Annotated in this window: 13 protein-coding genes and 1 riboswitch; of the genes, 6 read left to right on the forward strand and 7 right to left on the reverse strand. The window is 72.3% G+C overall.

All coding sequences use genetic code 11. The annotated features are described in order from the left end of the window. Positions 1 to 20 precede the first annotated feature (20 nt). Entirely contained in the window at positions 21 to 2,663 is a 2,643-nt protein-coding gene (locus ABZS66_RS13265) for an Hsp70 family protein (protein WP_354757359.1), read from the reverse strand. Positions 2,664 to 2,890: 227 nt separating this feature from the next. Continuing rightward, a riboswitch (cyclic di-AMP (ydaO/yuaA leader) is annotated at positions 2,891 to 3,041 on the forward strand. Between the two features lie 49 nt (positions 3,042 to 3,090). Between ABZS66_RS13265 and ABZS66_RS13270 the strand changes: the two genes are divergently transcribed. Both ABZS66_RS13270 and ABZS66_RS13275 read left to right on the forward strand, forming a co-directional pair. Continuing rightward, positions 3,091 to 4,068, forward strand: a complete 978-nt coding sequence (locus ABZS66_RS13270; RefSeq protein ID WP_354757360.1) for a hypothetical protein — start codon at positions 3,091 to 3,093, stop codon at positions 4,066 to 4,068. A gap of 202 nt (positions 4,069 to 4,270) precedes the next feature. Then, the gene (locus ABZS66_RS13275; RefSeq protein ID WP_354757361.1) at positions 4,271 to 5,383 is read left to right on the forward strand and encodes a glycoside hydrolase family 19 protein; all 1,113 of its coding nucleotides are present in this window, start codon (positions 4,271 to 4,273) and stop codon (positions 5,381 to 5,383) included. Positions 5,384 to 5,424: 41 nt separating this feature from the next. Here ABZS66_RS13275 and ABZS66_RS13280 read toward each other — a convergent pair whose 3' ends face one another. Then, positions 5,425 to 6,369, reverse strand: coding sequence for an AraC family transcriptional regulator (locus ABZS66_RS13280; RefSeq protein WP_354757362.1), 945 nt, complete (start codon positions 6,367 to 6,369; stop codon positions 5,425 to 5,427). 94 nt (positions 6,370 to 6,463) lie between these two features. Here ABZS66_RS13280 and ABZS66_RS13285 point away from each other — a divergent pair, with 94 nt between their 5' ends. After that, entirely contained in the window at positions 6,464 to 7,285 is an 822-nt protein-coding gene (locus ABZS66_RS13285; protein ID WP_354757410.1) for an NmrA family transcriptional regulator, read from the forward strand. A gap of 23 nt (positions 7,286 to 7,308) precedes the next feature. Here ABZS66_RS13285 and ABZS66_RS13290 read toward each other — a convergent pair whose 3' ends face one another. The 3 genes from ABZS66_RS13290 to ABZS66_RS13300 form a co-directional block, all read right to left on the reverse strand. Next, positions 7,309 to 8,613: a reverse transcriptase family protein gene (locus ABZS66_RS13290; protein ID WP_354757363.1), complete on the reverse strand. Its 1,305-nt coding sequence runs from the start codon at positions 8,611 to 8,613 to the stop codon at positions 7,309 to 7,311. 77 nt (positions 8,614 to 8,690) lie between these two features. Then, positions 8,691 to 10,010 carry an NAD(P)/FAD-dependent oxidoreductase gene (locus tag ABZS66_RS13295; protein WP_354757364.1) on the reverse strand — a complete coding sequence of 440 codons (1,320 nt, stop codon included), beginning with the start codon at positions 10,008 to 10,010 and terminating at the stop codon, positions 8,691 to 8,693. 108 nt (positions 10,011 to 10,118) lie between these two features. Beyond that, positions 10,119 to 10,625 carry a DinB family protein gene (locus tag ABZS66_RS13300; RefSeq protein WP_354757365.1) on the reverse strand — a complete coding sequence of 169 codons (507 nt, stop codon included), beginning with the start codon at positions 10,623 to 10,625 and terminating at the stop codon, positions 10,119 to 10,121. Between the two features lie 114 nt (positions 10,626 to 10,739). Here ABZS66_RS13300 and ABZS66_RS13305 point away from each other — a divergent pair, with 114 nt between their 5' ends. Beyond that, the gene (locus tag ABZS66_RS13305) at positions 10,740 to 11,096 is read left to right on the forward strand and encodes a hypothetical protein (RefSeq protein WP_354757366.1); all 357 of its coding nucleotides are present in this window, start codon (positions 10,740 to 10,742) and stop codon (positions 11,094 to 11,096) included. A gap of 194 nt (positions 11,097 to 11,290) precedes the next feature. On the opposite strand, the gene ABZS66_RS13310 is transcribed toward ABZS66_RS13305, so the two are convergent. After that, positions 11,291 to 12,508: an FAD-dependent monooxygenase gene (locus ABZS66_RS13310; RefSeq protein WP_354757367.1), complete on the reverse strand. Its 1,218-nt coding sequence runs from the start codon at positions 12,506 to 12,508 to the stop codon at positions 11,291 to 11,293. A gap of 75 nt (positions 12,509 to 12,583) precedes the next feature. Here ABZS66_RS13310 and ABZS66_RS13315 point away from each other — a divergent pair, with 75 nt between their 5' ends. Beyond that, positions 12,584 to 13,135, forward strand: coding sequence for a TetR/AcrR family transcriptional regulator (locus ABZS66_RS13315; RefSeq protein ID WP_354757368.1), 552 nt, complete (start codon positions 12,584 to 12,586; stop codon positions 13,133 to 13,135). Positions 13,136 to 13,306: 171 nt separating this feature from the next. Further along, positions 13,307 to 14,515, forward strand: coding sequence for an EI24 domain-containing protein (locus tag ABZS66_RS13320; protein WP_354757369.1), 1,209 nt, complete (start codon positions 13,307 to 13,309; stop codon positions 14,513 to 14,515). A gap of 153 nt (positions 14,516 to 14,668) precedes the next feature. On the opposite strand, the gene ABZS66_RS13325 is transcribed toward ABZS66_RS13320, so the two are convergent. Continuing rightward, complete coding sequence (locus ABZS66_RS13325) at positions 14,669 to 15,124, reverse strand: helix-turn-helix domain-containing protein (RefSeq protein WP_354757370.1); 456 nt, start codon at positions 15,122 to 15,124, stop codon at positions 14,669 to 14,671. Positions 15,125 to 15,140 lie beyond the last annotated feature (16 nt).

The raw sequence follows: 15,140 nt of genomic DNA on the forward strand, positions 1-15,140 counted from the left end.
CGCAGAGCGCGGCGAGCGGATCAGGGCCGCGCCCCGGATCTTCTGGCCCGCAGGTAGGAGGGAACCCCTACGGCGACCAGCACGCCCACGGCCGCGATCGTGTAGAACCAGGTCGCCACCGACGAGAGGTCGAACGTCACGACCTTGCGCCAGTAGTACAGGTCGAGGGCGCGGAGCATGTCGCTGCTCCCCGAGTCGATGTACCGGTACTCCCACAGCCCGCCCAGGAACACGTAGACGGCGAGCACGGCGATCGCGATCCCGCCGGCGAGCCGGACGCGCGGGGTCCACTCCGGCCGCTTCGCCAGCACGTTGTGGACGGCGGCCGCGGCGACCAGGACCGCGCCGATCACGGCGGTCAGGCCCATGGCGTACGCCAGGTACCAGGTCAGGGCGCCGTCCGTGTACAGCACGCCCCGCATCGGGCGGATGTCGATGCGGTACTCGTCGAGGTACCGCCGCGCGTAGACCACGACGCTGCTGACCGAGGCCTCCGCGAGCAGGAAGCCCAGGCCGGCCCAGAGCGCGATCCAGGGCAGCCGGGCGGCACGGGCGCCGGCCGGGGCCAGCAGGCGGCTCGGCGCGGGCGGGCGCCGGCGGCCGACGAGCCGCCACACCCCGGCGCCGCCCAGGACCAGCGCGCCGATGATCAGGAAGGCGAAGTCGGTCTCGCTGAAGTAGTTCCCTTCCGCCGCGAGCCGGTAGGCGACACCGTCGGCGAGCCGGAAGGACTCGCCGGCGTTGAAGAAGAGCGCGGCCAGGAACGTGGTGACGACGGCACCGCCGGCGGCGATCAGGGCCGGCCCGATCGCACGGTACGCGGGCACGACCCGCGCCCCGGCCGTCACCACGATCAGGGCCATCGCCAGCAGCACGGCGACCGGCCTGGCCGTCAAGGGGGTCATGATGCCGGTGAGCAGCGGGGACGAGCTGCCGAAGTCCTGGACGAGGAGGCTGACCGACCCGGCGGCCAGCACGGCCAGCAGCGCCCCGAACAGCACCCGGCCCGCGCGCCGGTGACCGGCCTGCTCGTCGGCCGGCGCCGAAGCCGAGGGCCCGGCCGGCGGCGCGGTCAGCGGCGCGGTCGGGGGTGCGACCGGGGGCGCGGTCAGCGGAGCGGCGGGGGGCGCGGGCAGCGGTGCAGTTGGGGGCGCGGCCGAGGCGAATGGCGCCGGGGAGATCGGCATCGCGGCGGCGGGCGTGGCGGAGACCGGCGCCGCGGGGAACGGCGAAGGCAGACCGGACACCGGTGCGAACGGCCCGGCCGGGGCGGCTGTCGGCGGGCCGGAGACCGGTGGGCTGGAGATCGGCGCGTACGGGCCGCCGGCCTGAGCGGGCGCTGGGGCCGCGGACATCGGCGGTGCCGGCGGGGCGGCTACCGGCGGCGAGACGGGAGCGGGCGGGACCGACGCCGCCGCCCGGACGACCGGCGCCGGCGAGACGGGAACGGTCGGTCCGGACCCGGGCGAGGTAGGAACGGTCGGTCCGGACGCGGGCGACAGCGGAGCGGTCGGTCCGGGCCCGGGCGAGGTCGGGGCGACCGGCGGCGACGTGGGGATCGGGGCGATCGGTGCGGGCAGTGGCGGTACCGGAGCGGAAATCGGCGCACCGGAAGCCAGCAGGCTGCCCTGGGCCACCACCAGCTCGGGCTGCTCCAGGACCACGGGGGCCACGCCGAGGGCGCGGTGCAGGAGGGTGGCCACGAGCGGTACGCGGCTGGCCCCGCCCACCAGGAACACGCCCGCCAGGCGGTCGGCGGTCACGCCGCTGGTGAACAGGGTCGCGGTGGTCAGCGCCACCGTCCGCTCCAGCCACGGGCGGGCGAGCGCCTCGAACTCGGGGCGGGTCAGGTGCAGGTCGACGTCGTACAGCGGCACCGCGAGCCCCGCCGTCGAGGCGCGGCTCAGCAGCTCCTTGACCGACCGGGCGTCGTCCCAGAGCGCCCGGCGGTGGCGGCGGTCCGGGGTGGTGGCCGGGGCGGCGAGGCGCTGCCAGAGCGCGGGGTCCTGCCCGGCGACCCGCTGGCCGGCCCAGTCGACGATCGCCGCGTCGAGGTCGACGCCGCCCACGTCGTCGAGGCCCTGGGCGGCGACCACGTCCCAGCCGGCGGCGGCCCGGCGCACGACGCTGATGTCGAAGGTGCCGCCGCCGAAGTCGTACACCACGACGGCGTGGCCGTCGGGGACGTGGTGGCCGAGGACGGCGGTGAAGTACATCGCCGCGGCCACCGGCTCGGGCACCAGCTCGACGCCGGGCAGGCCGGCCCGTCCGGCCGCGTCCGCGAGCAGGGCCCGGCGGGTCGGGCCCCAGCCGGCGGGATGGGTGAGCACCGCGCCGCTCGGGGCGGTGCCCAGCGCCCGGCGGCCCTCCTCGGCCGCGCGGTGCAGGACTGCACCGACGATCTGCGCGATCGGCAGGTCGCGGCCGCCGAGGAAGAGCGAGGACTCGTCGATGCGGCGCTTCGGGTGCGGCTCGTAGGCGGCGGGGTCGAGCCGGGCGCTGCGCTCGGCGTCGCGGCCGACGAGCAGCGCGCCCTCGCCGTCGACGTAGACCGCGGACGGCAGCAATGGGGAGGAGTCGAACAGCAGCGCCTCGGTGCGGCCGTCGGGGCGGGTGAACACGGCGACGGTGTGCGAGGTACCGAAGTCGATGCCGAGACGCATGTGACGGACGTTAATGGGTCGATGCCACCACTGTCGGTAACCGTTCGGGCGTACCTGGTCGGCCGTTCGCATCACCCGAACGAGTGATCTGGGTCACTGTTGATCGAGTGGAGCAGCCGTTTCATGTTGTGCATCACACTCCGCACAAACCGTGCGCTGCGCAGAAGGAATGCTGTAGGTAGGCTGACCGTCGGTCTCGTCCAGTCAGGCGCCGCCCCCGGTGCCGGGCGGGGCTGCCGCCTAATCGCCGTCCGCGGCGAGCCGGGGACCCACCGTAACGTTGGGGTGAATCTACCGTCCCGCCCACCGGGTCGGTGGTAGGGGTCGTTCCGTCCCGAACCCGTCAGCTAACTCGGTCGGCGGCCGACGGAAGGAACAACGACACCAGATGTCATCCCGACATCCCTATCGGCGTGTGATCGGCGCCATGCTGGCCGCGCTGGTGCTCGGGGGGCTCGCCGCCACGCCCGCCGCCGCCGAGCCGGGCGACACCCCCGGCGACGAGGGTTCCAATCCGACGCTCGCCCAGGTGCTCGACGAGTCGACCCAGGCCTGGGTCGAGGCCAAGGAGCGCTACGACGCCTCGGTGAAGCACCAGGCGGAGCTGACCGCGCAGCTGCAGGCCACGGAGGCCCGGCTGGCCGCGCTCAACGACCAGGTGACCGCGATCGCCGTCGCGGCGTACCGCACCGGCCCCCTCAGCACCTTCGCCGTCCTCATGGACTCCGGCGACCCCGACAGCTTCGCCCAGCGCGCCGGCTCGATCGACGAGCTGGCCCACCACAACGACAACCTGCTGCGCGAGTTCAACCAGCTCAGGAAGAACCAGACCGAGCAGAAGGCGGCCCTCGACGCCGAGGTGCTGACTCAGCAGCAGCAGGTCGCGACCATGGCCGCCAAGAAGAAGGAGTCGGAGAAGGCGCTCGCCCAGGCCGGTGGCCCGAGCAACGGCTTCGTCTCCGCCAACCTTCCGCTGGCCGATCCGGTCAAGCGCAACGCCAACGGCTCGCTGCCCAAGGAGTCGTGCAACCAGAACGACCCGACGACCACCGGCTGCATCACGCCGCGCCTGCTGCACGCCATGCAGCAGGCCCAGGCGGCCGGCTTCAAGCGGTTCGTCTCCTGCTACCGCCCGAGCGGGCCCTACGAGCACCCGAAGGGCCGCGCCTGCGACTTCTCGGTGCAGGCGAAGTCAGGCTTCGGTGGAGACGCGACCGGCGAGGACAAGGTCTACGGCGCCAACCTGGCGACGTACTTCGTGAAGAACGCCGACCGGCTCGGCGTCATGTACGTCATCTGGTATCGACAAATTTGGACGCCCGCGATCGGCTGGCACCACTACAGCGGCGCCGGCGGCGATCCCTCCAGCGACCACACCAACCACGTGCACCTCTCGATCCTCTGACGTTCGACTTCACATTCGCCGGCGGCCGGCCGACAGGGAGACTGTCGACCGGCCGCCGCGCGTTTGATCGGCACGGTGGTTCCCCGTATCTCAAGGGAACCGTAAAGAACCTTCATAAAACGATGACGTTCGCTCCATAGGAGCGCCCGGGCTGGTCGGATGGGGTTCCGGTCCTGGGAGCTTTGCAGAGGAGTGATCGAAGGTGTCGAGAGTGCGCCTGCTGGCGACGCTCGCCGCGGTGGCCATCGTGGGCGGCGTCGTGGCGGTCTTCAACATGTTGCCGGCGTCCGCCGCCACGTGTGCGGCACAGTGGAACGCGTCGGCGGTCTACACGGGCGGGATGACCGCCTCCCTGAACGGCCGCAACTACCGCGCAAAGTGGTGGACGCAGAACGAGCGGCCGCCCGGCACCACCGGCGTGTGGGAGGACCAGGGCACCTGCGGCGGCAGCACGCCGAACCCGCCGACGCAGACCGGCACCACCGGCGCGTGCAGCTTCCCCGCGTGGCAGCAGGGCCGCAACTACGTCACCGGCGACATCGTGAAGTTCACGGACGGCAGGTACTACATCGCCGAGCACGACAACCCGGGGTACAGCCCGGTCATCAGCACCTGGTACTGGGACCCGTACACCTGCTCGGGCGGTGGCGGCGGCACGACGCCGCCTCCCACGACGCAGCCTCCGTCGAGCGGCGGCTTCGTGGTCAGCGAGGCCCAGTTCAACCAGATGTTCCCGAACCGGAACCCCTTCTACACGTACCAGGGCCTGGTCAACGCGCTGTCGGCGTACCCGGCGTTCGCGAGGACGGGCTCGGACGCGGCCCGCAAGCAGGAGGCCGCCGCCTTCCTCGCCAACGTGAACCACGAGACGGGTGGGCTGGTCCACATCGTCGAGCAGAACACCGCGAACTACCCGCACTACTGCGACCTGAGCCAGCCCTACGGCTGCCCGGCCGGCCAGGCCGCCTACTACGGGCGCGGCCCGATCCAGCTGAGCTGGAACTTCAACTACAAGGCCGCCGGTGACGCGCTCGGCATCGACCTGCTGCGCAACCCGAACCTCGTGCAGACCGATCCGGCGGTCGCGATGAAGACGGCGCTGTGGTACTGGAACACCCAGAGCGGACCGGGCACCATGACCCCGCACAACGCCATGGTCAACGGGGCCGGCTTCGGTGAGACGATCCGCAGCATCAACGGCAGCCTGGAGTGCGGCGGGCGCAACCCGGCCCAGGTCCAGAGCCGGGTCCAGGCCTACCAGCGCTTCACGCAGATCCTCGGCGTCGGGGTCGGCCCCGGCAACCTGTCCTGCTGAGGTTCGGATCGAGCCCGGTAGCCGCGGAGGGGGTTCCGCGGCTACCGCACACTTCCGGGTGACACCCCGAACTCGCGTTTGAAGGCCCGGCTGAACGCCGCCTCCGACGCGTAGCCGAAGCGCCGAGCCACCGCCGAGAGGGGCTCGGCGCTTCGGTTGAGGTGGGCCCGGGCCAGCTGCAGGCGCCACTCCGTGAGGTACCGCATCGCCGGTTCTCCGACGAGGTCGGTGAAGCGGGCCGAGAACGCCGATCGCGACATCCCCGCCTCCCGCGCCAGCGACTGCACGCTCCAGTCGCGGGCCGGAGCCCGGTGGATCGACCGCAGCGCCCGCCCCACCTGGTCGTCGCGCAGCGCCGCCAGCCAGCCCTGCCGGGCGTCGGGCGCCGAGTCGAGCCAGGTGCGGATCGCCTGGATGACCAGGATGTCGGCCAGCCGCGTGATCATCGTTTCGCCGCCCGGCCGCAGCTCGGCCGCCTCCCGCGCGATGAACCGCAGCGTGCTGCTCAGCCAGCCGGCGTCGTCGGCCTCCCACGCGTCGAGGTGCAGCACCGTCGGCAGCTGCCCGACGAGCCGGCGCGCGGCGACGTGGTCGACCTCCATGACCCCGTACGTGATGTGCGTCCGCGCGCCGCCCCCGCCGTGGCGCAGAATCTCGTACCGCTCGCTGACCTTCTCGACCGGCAGGTCGAACAGCGGATCCGCCCGCGCGTCGGGGCTGCTGCGCAGCCGGTGCGGCGTGCCGTGCGGGACCAGGCTCATGCTGCCCTGGCGGAGCAGGCGCGGCGGTTCGCCGTCGACGTCCAGCCAGGCCTCGCCCGCGGTCACCACCTGGAGCGTCATCACGCCGTCGAGGCGCGGGATGGCGACGCCCCACGGCGCGGTGCACTCGGCCCGGCAGTACAGCGTGCCGGTGAGGTGCAGCAGGTGCAGCGCCTCGCCGAGCGGGTCCCCGGCGGGCGGCAGCGGCATCCGTGGCGTGTCCACGTCGTTCATGGTGCCGGTATCGCTGGACGATCGGCAAGGTCTTGCGGATCTAGTGTGATTGTTCGTCTTCGTTCCCGGCGGCAGGCTGGACGCACTGGCAACTGATTCGGAGGTACGTCAAATGTCCATCCTTGTCATCGGAGCCACCGGCAAGACGGGCCGGCGCGTCGCCCAGCGGCTCGCCGAGGCCGGCGTGGCGGTCCGCGGCGTCTCCCGCCCGGTCTTCGACTGGGAGCGCCGCGAGACGTGGGCCCCGGCACTGACCGGCGTCTCGGCCGCCTACGTCACGTACTCGCCGGACCTGGCCGCGCCGGGCGCCGCCGCGGCCGTCGAGGCGTTCGTGCAGACCGCGACCGACGCGGGCGTCGACCGCCTCGTGCTGCTGTCGGGCCGCGGCGAGGCGGGCGCGGAGCGCTGCGAGAAGCTGCTGCGCGCGAGCGACGTCGTCCTGCGGGCCTCGTGGTTCAACCAGAACTTCAGCGAGGGCCACCTGCTGGACTCGGTGCTGGGCGGCGTCATCGCGCTCCCGGCCGGCGAGGTGGCCGAGCCGTTCGTCGACGTCGACGACATCGCGGACGTCGCGGTGGCGGCGCTGACCGAGGACGGGCACGCCGGCCGCCTGTACGAGCTGACGGGCCCGCGCCTGCTGACGTTCGCGGACGCCGCGGCCGAGATCGCCGAGGCGTCCGGCCGGGACGTGGCGTACGTGTCGCCGTCGCCGGCGGACTTCCACGCCGAGCTGGTCCCGACGGTCGGCCCGGCGCTGGCCGACCTGCTCACGGCGCTGTGCGAGGAGGTCTTCGACGGCCGCAACGCATCGCTGGCCGACGGCGTGCAGCAGGCCCTGGGCCGCTCGCCGCGCGACTTCGCCGACTTCTGCGCCGCCGCGGTGGCCGCGGGCGCGTGGGCGCGATGAGCCGGCGAGCCCGCGAGCGCCGGTCAGGGGAGGGCGGCGAACAGGCGGGCCAGCTTGGCGGCCCGTGACGGGTGGTCGCGGCCCACCCACGCGATCCGGCCCGCCAGGTACGCCCGGAAGTCCGGGTGGTTCGCCCGGTTGGCCGCCGGCAGACCGTCCCGGGCCGCGGTGTGCAGGATCGCCCGCAGGCGGTCGTACTCCGCTCGAGGGACCGCCGCGTGCTCGTTCACGACCAGGCCGGCCAGCTGTTGCCGGTCGGCCCGGCCGCGGACGCGCGTCTTCAGCGGATGCACCTGGAAACCCTCGTCCGCCACGATCGCCGACGCCGCGGCCACCAGGCGGGGAGCGTCGAACGAGCCCGAGAAGGCCAGGTCGTCGGCGTAGCGGGAGTACGCCGCGCCGAAGCGGACCGCCAGCCCCGCCAACCGGCGGTCCAGGCGGAACGCGATCAGGTTGGCCAGCGCCGGCGACGACGGCGCGCCCTGCGGAAGGTGCGGCTGGCGCAGCCGGGCCGCCAGCAGGAACGACGGCGCCGAGCGGAGCACGTCCGGCGGGGTCCGCGTGGTGCACAGCGCCGCCAGCGTGTGGGCGACCGGCTCCGGATACCCCGCCCCGCGAAACAGGCCATAGACCCGCGACACTGTCACGCCGGCGAAGAACGCCGCGAGATCGAGCCTGACGACAGTCGACTTTCCCAGGTGTACCGAGGTGAATGTCCGCACGTCGCGGCCCGGCACGAAGCCGTGGGCCGCCGGGTGGACCGGGATGCGGCCCAGCACCTCGTCCAGCACCAGGCGCTGCAGCGAGCGCAGGCGGGGCTTCGGCGCCTCGATCAACCGGGTCGGCGTCCACGCGTAGCGGTAGTGGCGCAGCGCCCCGTCCGGCGCGGACCGGTTGATCTCGCGGCGGTCCGCGTACCAGTCGAGGTGATCGCCGTCGACGTCGAGAAACGCCGCCAGAGCGGCCAGGTCGTCGAGGCGCGGGGTGTCCCAGCGCATCCGGACGACCCGGGTCGGCACGGCCCGGCGGACCGCGACGTGCGTGCGCGGCGGGACCCGGCCCAGCGCGGCCACGAACGAGGCCAGCTCGCGCGGCCGATCGACCGGCGGCGCCCGATAGGCGTCGAGGACCGCCGTCACCACCGGGCCCAGCCAGCGCGGGCGGCGGCCCAGGACCTCGTACCCGGCGTCGAGCAGCGCCTTGCGCTCCCAGGCCGGGGTCGCCAGGAACACGTCAGCGAGGGCAGCGTGCCCCGACGACACCCGGTCGTGCCTGCCCTGGCCTGCGCGGAGCGCGGCGTCGGGCCGGCGGTGCTGTGCGGTGCTCAATCCTGCGTCCCCGGGGTTCCCCCGGAGAGGCCAAGGTCGCCCCTGGCCGGCTCGGGACACGCTGCCACCGGCCCACCCTACGGCAGGCGGTCGCGGTACTCGTGCAGCGCGCGGCGGGCGAAGACCTGCTGGAACGTCGCGACCCGCTCGGAGCGGCCGCGGCCGATGAAGCTCACGAACCAGTGCATGACCGCGGTGACCCGGTTCTTGAAGCCGACGAGGTACAGCAGGTGGACGACCAGCCAGAGCAGCCAGCCGGGCAGGCCGGCGAAGTGGAAGCGGCCGATGCTCGCCACGGCGTGGAAGCGCGCGATGGTCGCCAGGCTGCCCTTGTCGAAGTACTTGAACGGCTGCCCCGTCTCCTGCCCGGCCAGCCGGCGCTTGATCTGGCCCGCCGCGTGCCTGCCGCTCTGGATCGCGACCTGCGCGACACCCGGCAGGTTGTCGAGGGCCATCATGTCGCCGACGGCGAAGATCTCCGGGTGGCCCGGCACGGTGCAGTCGGGGTTGACCAGCAGGCGGCCGGCCCGGTCGGTCTTCGCGCCGGTCGCCTCGGCCAGCTGCCTCGACAGTGCGGGCGCGGCCACGCCGGCGGCCCAGATCTTGGTCAGCGACTCGATGCGGTGCCGGCCGTTCTTCGTCTCGACCTCGATGCCGGTCTCGTCGACGTCGACGACCTTCGTCTCCAGCTCGACCTCCACGCCCATCCGGTGCAGCTGGCGCAGCGCCTTGGTGGACAGATGGTCGCCGAACGTGGACAGGACGGTGGGGAGCGCATCGATGAGGATGATGCGCGCCTTGCGGGGGTCGATGCGGTCGTACTGCCCCGGCAGGTGGCGGTGGGCGAGCTCGGCGATCTGCCCGGCCATCTCGACGCCGGTCGGGCCGGCGCCGACCACGACGAAGGTGAGCCAGCGCTCGATCGCGGCCGGGTCGGTCTCCAGCTCGGCGAGCTCGAAGGCGCCGAAGATGCGCCCGCGCAGCTCCAGCGCGTCGTCGATGCTCTTCATGCCGGGCGCGTTCTCGGCGAAGCCGTCGTTCCCGAAGTACGACTGGGAGGCTCCGGCCGCCACGATCAGCGTGTCGTACTCGACGGTGTAACTGGTCCCGGGGGCGACGGCGGTCACGACGCGCCGGTCGGGATCGACCTCGGTCACCGTCCCCAGCAGCACCTTGACGTTCTGCTGGCGCTTGAGCACCTCGCGGATCGGGGGTGCGATCTCGCCCTCGGACAGGATGCCGGTCGCCATCTGGTACAGCAGGGGCTGGAACAGGTGGTAGGTGGTCCCGTTGATGAGGGTGACGTCGACCGGCGCGTTGCGCAGCGCCTTGGTGGCGAACAGGCCGCCGAATCCGGCGCCGACCACGACCACGCGATGCCGCTGCTGCTCTGCCATGTACATCTCCCGATGGGTGCGGTTGATCGTACACATCAAGTACACCACCGCGGGTGCCGCTGCGCGCTGTGTCCTCGGCGACGTTTGCCCAGGATGCCGACATCTTCCCTAGGGCAGAAGACCGCGCACGTAGGCCGCCTGGCCCATGTGCTGCGTGTCGTCGTCCCACACGCTCACCAGCCGCACGCCGAGCGATACCGGCGGGTCCCAGCGCTCGTCCACGATCACGTCGAGGTCCTCCGGCGACAGCTTCTCCAGGAACGCGATCGTGCGCTCGTGGACGGCGTCGAAGTACGCGATCAGGGCGTCCGGGCTCTCCGCCCGCACGGTGGCCACGTCCGCGGCCGTGTGCCCGTAGCCGGTGTTGCCCGGGTCCGGGTCGAGCCCGAACCGCCCGGCGAAGTCGCCGGTCACCCACAGCTCCTCGGCGCCGTCGATCAGCTCGGTGAGGTGGCTGTCCTGCACCCGGGTCAGGTGCCAGACCAGCCACCCGATGGTGTTCGCCCCCGGCGCCGGCGCCCACCGCAGCTGCTCGGCGGTCAGCCCGTCAACCGCGTCGTGCACCAGCTCCGGCAGCCGCCCGAAGCCCTCGATCAGCAGCTCGTTGACCTGCATCGCCCGTTCTCCCCCTCGTGGCACGTTTCCGGGATTTGATCACCCCGCCGGGTCCGTAACGTTCTACCCATCGCAAGGCACACCAAAAAATAAACCTTGAAGGGGAAGAACATAATGAGCGAGTACGGCGAGATCGAGACGGCCCAGGAGAGCGGCGAGCTCGAGGAGCTGCACACCACCGCGGGCAGCGAGCAGGACTACCAGTCGGACTTCGGCGTGTACGCGCAGGACACCGCGTCGGCCGAGAACACCAGCTTCGAGCAGGGCCACCACATGGCGTACGAGGACCCGTCGGGCGCCCGCTACGAGGAGACCGACTACGTCAGCTACGACCACTCCGCGGTCGAGACCGACAGCGTCTTCGCCGCCGAGGGCTCCGAGTCGGCGTCGTCCTCCGAGTTCGCCACGATGGACGCGCTGCGCGCCCAGTTCGAGTCGGCGTTCGCCCAGGGCACGGTCGCCTCGAACTGATGCCATTTCGCTGAACGGCCCGCTCGGTGCATCTTCCCGAGCGGGCCGTCGGCCTATTTGCAGTCGTTGGTGAACGTCGCGCGACCGGAGCTCTGGCGCACCGGCGCGGTCTGGTGGCGGGCACCCCGCAGCCGGACAGGACCGCGGTCGTCAGGAGGAGAGCGAGGCACCTGCGCACCGCCGCATCCTAGGGTTCAGGCGGTGATCGCGGGAGCCTTGCGGAGCCGGACGCCCTCCAGCATGGCCGCGGGGCCGCCGCCGAACGAGGTCAGGCGGCGCTGGATCGGGCGGGGCAGTCTGGGCAGCAGGCGGATCGCCTGGGCCATCGCCCACAGCTGGGTCGTGCTGCGCGGGATCAGCGTCGCCATCACCGCCGGCCCGATGCGGCGGCTGTGCGCCACCGGGTCGGCCATCGCCCGTTGGTACGCCGGCAGTGCCACCCGGTGGTCGCCGCCCGCCGCGGCCAGCTCCGCCGCGAGCACGTAGCCGCCGACCAGCGCGATGCTGGTGCCGCCGCCGACCGCCGGCCCCGGCCCGTAGCCGGCGTCGCCCACCAGCGCGATCCGGCCGCGCGACCACGAGTCGAGGCGGATCTGGCTGATCGAGTCGAAGTAGAAGTCCTCGGCCGCGTCCAGGTGCTCGAGCAGCCGCGGCACCTCCCAGCCGAGGTCGGCGGTCAGCGACCGGAGCAGGCGCCGCTGCTCGCCGCCGTCGCGGTGGTCGTAGGCCAGCTCCCGCTCACTGCGGATCATGATGACCACCCTGGCCCGGTCGGGGTGCCGCGTGGGATAGACGGCGACCGCCCGGTCGACCGCGTTGTGGGCGTGGACGACGCCGCCCAGCCCGAGGAGGTCGGGCACGGTGAAGACCGCGAGATAACCGCCCAGGAAGTGTCGGTACCGCGATTCGTCGCCGAACGCGAGCCGCCGCACGCCGGAGTGCAGTCCGTCGGCGCCGACCACCAGGTCGTAGCTCTCCCGGGTCCCGTCGTCGAACGTCACGTCCACGGCCGGGCCCGTGTCGGTCATCGCCGCGATGGTGGTGCCGAAGCGGTACTCCACCTCCTCCCGTGTCGCCTCGTGCAGGATCGCGGCCAGGTCACCCCGCATGATCTCGACGTGCCGGTCGGAGATCCCGGCCAGCAGCTGCGCGGCGCGGATCGTGACCGGTCGCTTGCCCGGCCGGTGCAGGGTCATCTCGTCGGTCTGGGTGCGCTCGCGCTCGACGGCGTCGAGCAGCCCCATCCGCTCGATCACCTCGACGGCCGGCCCGAGCACGTCGACGGGCTGCCCGCCGTCGCCGGTGCGCAGCGAGGCGGTCCGCTCGACCACCGTCACCCGGTACCCCGACCGCCGCAGCCAGTAGGCGAGCACCGGCCCGGCGACGCTCGCCCCCGAGATCAGCACGTGCATGACTCCCCCTTCGTCGTTTGCTTACCTACCGGAAGGTAAATGCTGACCGACCGGTAAGTCAAGTAAGCTCGGCGGGTGCCGAGACCGAGAACGAGCGAGACCGCCGACCGCATCCAGGCCGCCGCGCTGGAGCTGTTCGCCGAGCGGGGCGTGCAGCAGGCGAGCCTGCGGGACATCGCCGAGCGGGTGGGCATCACCAAGCCCGCGCTGTACTACCACTTCGCCTCGCGCGAGGAGCTCATCCGCAGCCTGGTGCAGCCGCTGGTCGACGACGTGGCGGAGGTGCTGGACGGCCTGGAGTCGGCCGGCCGGCCGGGCGACCCGCGCGAGATCCTCGGCGCCTACTTCGACGTGACGTACCGGCACCGCGCGATAACGGCGATCATCATGGCCGACCCGAGCATCCTGGCCCACCTGGACCTGGTGACCGCGGTGGAGTCCTGGCGCCGCCGCCTGACGACGTTGCTGGTGGGCCCCACCCCCACCCTCGCGGAACGGACCAGGATCGCGATCGCGATCGGCGGCATGAGCGACTGCACGGCGATGTTCGCCGATGTCCCGGGGGAAGATCTGCGCCATGCGGTGCTGGACGCGGTGAGCGCGACACTGGGCCTGCCTTCCCGCTAGGCTCGGTGCCTCCGACGTACGCCGAGGGGGTCCTTCGTGAACCAGGCGCCGCCATCGCCGGACGACACCCCTCCCTTTCCGCCTTCCGTCGCGTTGACGGGGGAGATCGTGGATCCCTCCGCCGGTACAACCGGATCCACCGCTTCTTGGTCCACTGTGGATGCTCGGGCGGTGGCGGCCCGGGCGGCGCTGCTCGCGGGGGCGGCGGGGCGCCAGACGGTCAAGGGCGCGAAGCGGGTCGGATCGAGCATCGGCAATTTCTTCACCGGCATGGGGTACGTGTTCCTCGGCGCCGGCCGCTTCCTGCGCAGCCCGCGGCTCTGGCTGCTGGTGCTCGTGCCGCTCGGACTGACCGCGCTCGCGATCTTCGGGCTGCACGAGGCGACCACGGCGCTCGCGAGGGCGCTGATCGACTGGCTCGTGGGGTTTGTGGACGGGTGGCCCACGGCGATCAGCCGGACGATCGAGGTACTGCTCTGGATCGGTGTAACGATCTTCTTCCACGCCGCGATGACGGCGCTGACCGTGCCGTTGACGATGCTGTTCGGCGCCGCGTTCTTCCCGTTCATCACGCGCGCCGTCGTCGGCAAGGACCCCAAGCCGCCCGCATGGCACCGCGCCGCCGGCGTCTGCCTGCGCCAGACGATCGTCGTCACGGTCGTACTGCAGCTCGGCTGGCTGGTGATCGTCCCGCTGCTGTGGATCCCCGGCCTGAACGTGGCGGCGGCGCTCGCGGTCGGCGTGGTGTTCAACGGTTACCTGATCGGCCTGCTGGTACTGACCGTGCCCATGCACCACCACGGCGTCGCCCGGCTGGGCGAACAGTTCCGCTTCGCGTGGCGCCACCGTTCGTTCACGCTCGGGTTCGGCGTGATGAGCCTGGGGGCGCTGCTCGTCCCTGTGCTGCTGGTGCGGCTGCTGCTCGTACTGCCGGTCTCGCCGCTGGCCGTGACCCCAGGCGTCGCGCTGTACCTGGTCACGGCCCCGTCGGTGCTCGTCGGCGGCACTCTGCTCTTCGGGCGGATCACCGGCTCGGCCGCTGCACGCTCAGCTCCCACGGGCGCCGTGGCGCCTTGGGCCGGCCCGATGCCCCCTTACGGCACGCCCGCGGCTGGTCATGGAGCACCCGGCTCGGCGTACGGCGCGCCAGGTTCCATGCCCGGTTCCGTGTATGGCGCGCCGGGTTCCGTGCCCGGCTCGGCGTATGGGTCGCCCGGGTCCACATATGCCGGCCCCGGCTCGGCGCCGGGTTCCGCGCCCGGTTCCGTGTATGGCGTGCCGGGTTCCGCGCCCGGCTCGGCGTATGGGTCGCCCGGCTCCCCGTATGCCGGCCCCGGCTCGGAACCCGGCACGTCGGCACCTCGCTGGCGCCAGCGCTGACCCCACCGGTTCTGATGCATCAACCTCGATGCATCAATTTTGATGCATCTGTCTCGATGCATTGTTCTTGACGTATCGGCCTTGATGTATCAGAGGCGATGTATCAGAACTGATGCATCAGAACTGATCGGGGCGGCGCGCTGCGTGGAGCGGTCACTCGGGAGTGCGCTGCAGCCTCGCCACCTCGCGGAAGACTCGTTTGAACGCGGCGTACGCCTCCGGGCCGACGGCCTCGGCGTGGTGGCGTTCGATGTCGCTGACGATCTCGTCCGAGTGGCGCATCATGTCGAGGCCCAGCTCCGTCGGGACGACCAGCTTGGCCCGGCGGTCCTGCGGGTCCGGCCGCCGCTCGACGTACCCGAGCTCGACCAACTCGTCGACCAGCGTGCTGATCACCTGCTTGTGCTGCCCCGACAGCGCCGACAGGGTGGCGGCCCGGGTGCCGTCGGCGTCGACGTACGCGAGCACCGCCCCGTGCCGCGGCCGCAGGCTGGCGTGGCCCGCCTCGCCGAGCCGGCGGAACAGCTCCTTCTGCAGCGCGAACAACACCTGCGCGGACAGCATCCCCAGGTCCGGGTCGTTCCGCTTGCGCTCGCTCCGCGTGTTCACCCTCTCAGAATAGTCA

This window comes from Dactylosporangium sp. NPDC005572 (assembly GCF_040605515.1).
In the GTDB taxonomy this organism is placed as follows: Bacteria; Actinomycetota; Actinomycetes; order Mycobacteriales; family Micromonosporaceae; genus Dactylosporangium.

What these genes read in the sequence shown, in the direction of transcription:
- ABZS66_RS13305 (WP_354757366.1), top strand. Translation starts at nt 10,740, where the DNA reads ATGAGCGAGTACGGCGAGATCGAGACGGCCCAGGAGAGCGGCGAGCTC.
- ABZS66_RS13300 (WP_354757365.1), bottom strand. Translation starts at nt 10,625, where the DNA reads ATGCAGGTCAACGAGCTGCTGATCGAGGGCTTCGGGCGGCTGCCGGAG.
- ABZS66_RS13270 (WP_354757360.1), top strand. Translation starts at nt 3,091, where the DNA reads ATGCTGGCCGCGCTGGTGCTCGGGGGGCTCGCCGCCACGCCCGCCGCC.
- ABZS66_RS13310 (WP_354757367.1), bottom strand. Translation starts at nt 12,508, where the DNA reads ATGCACGTGCTGATCTCGGGGGCGAGCGTCGCCGGGCCGGTGCTCGCC.
- ABZS66_RS13265 (WP_354757359.1), bottom strand. Translation starts at nt 2,663, where the DNA reads ATGCGTCTCGGCATCGACTTCGGTACCTCGCACACCGTCGCCGTGTTC.
- ABZS66_RS13295 (WP_354757364.1), bottom strand. Translation starts at nt 10,010, where the DNA reads ATGGCAGAGCAGCAGCGGCATCGCGTGGTCGTGGTCGGCGCCGGATTC.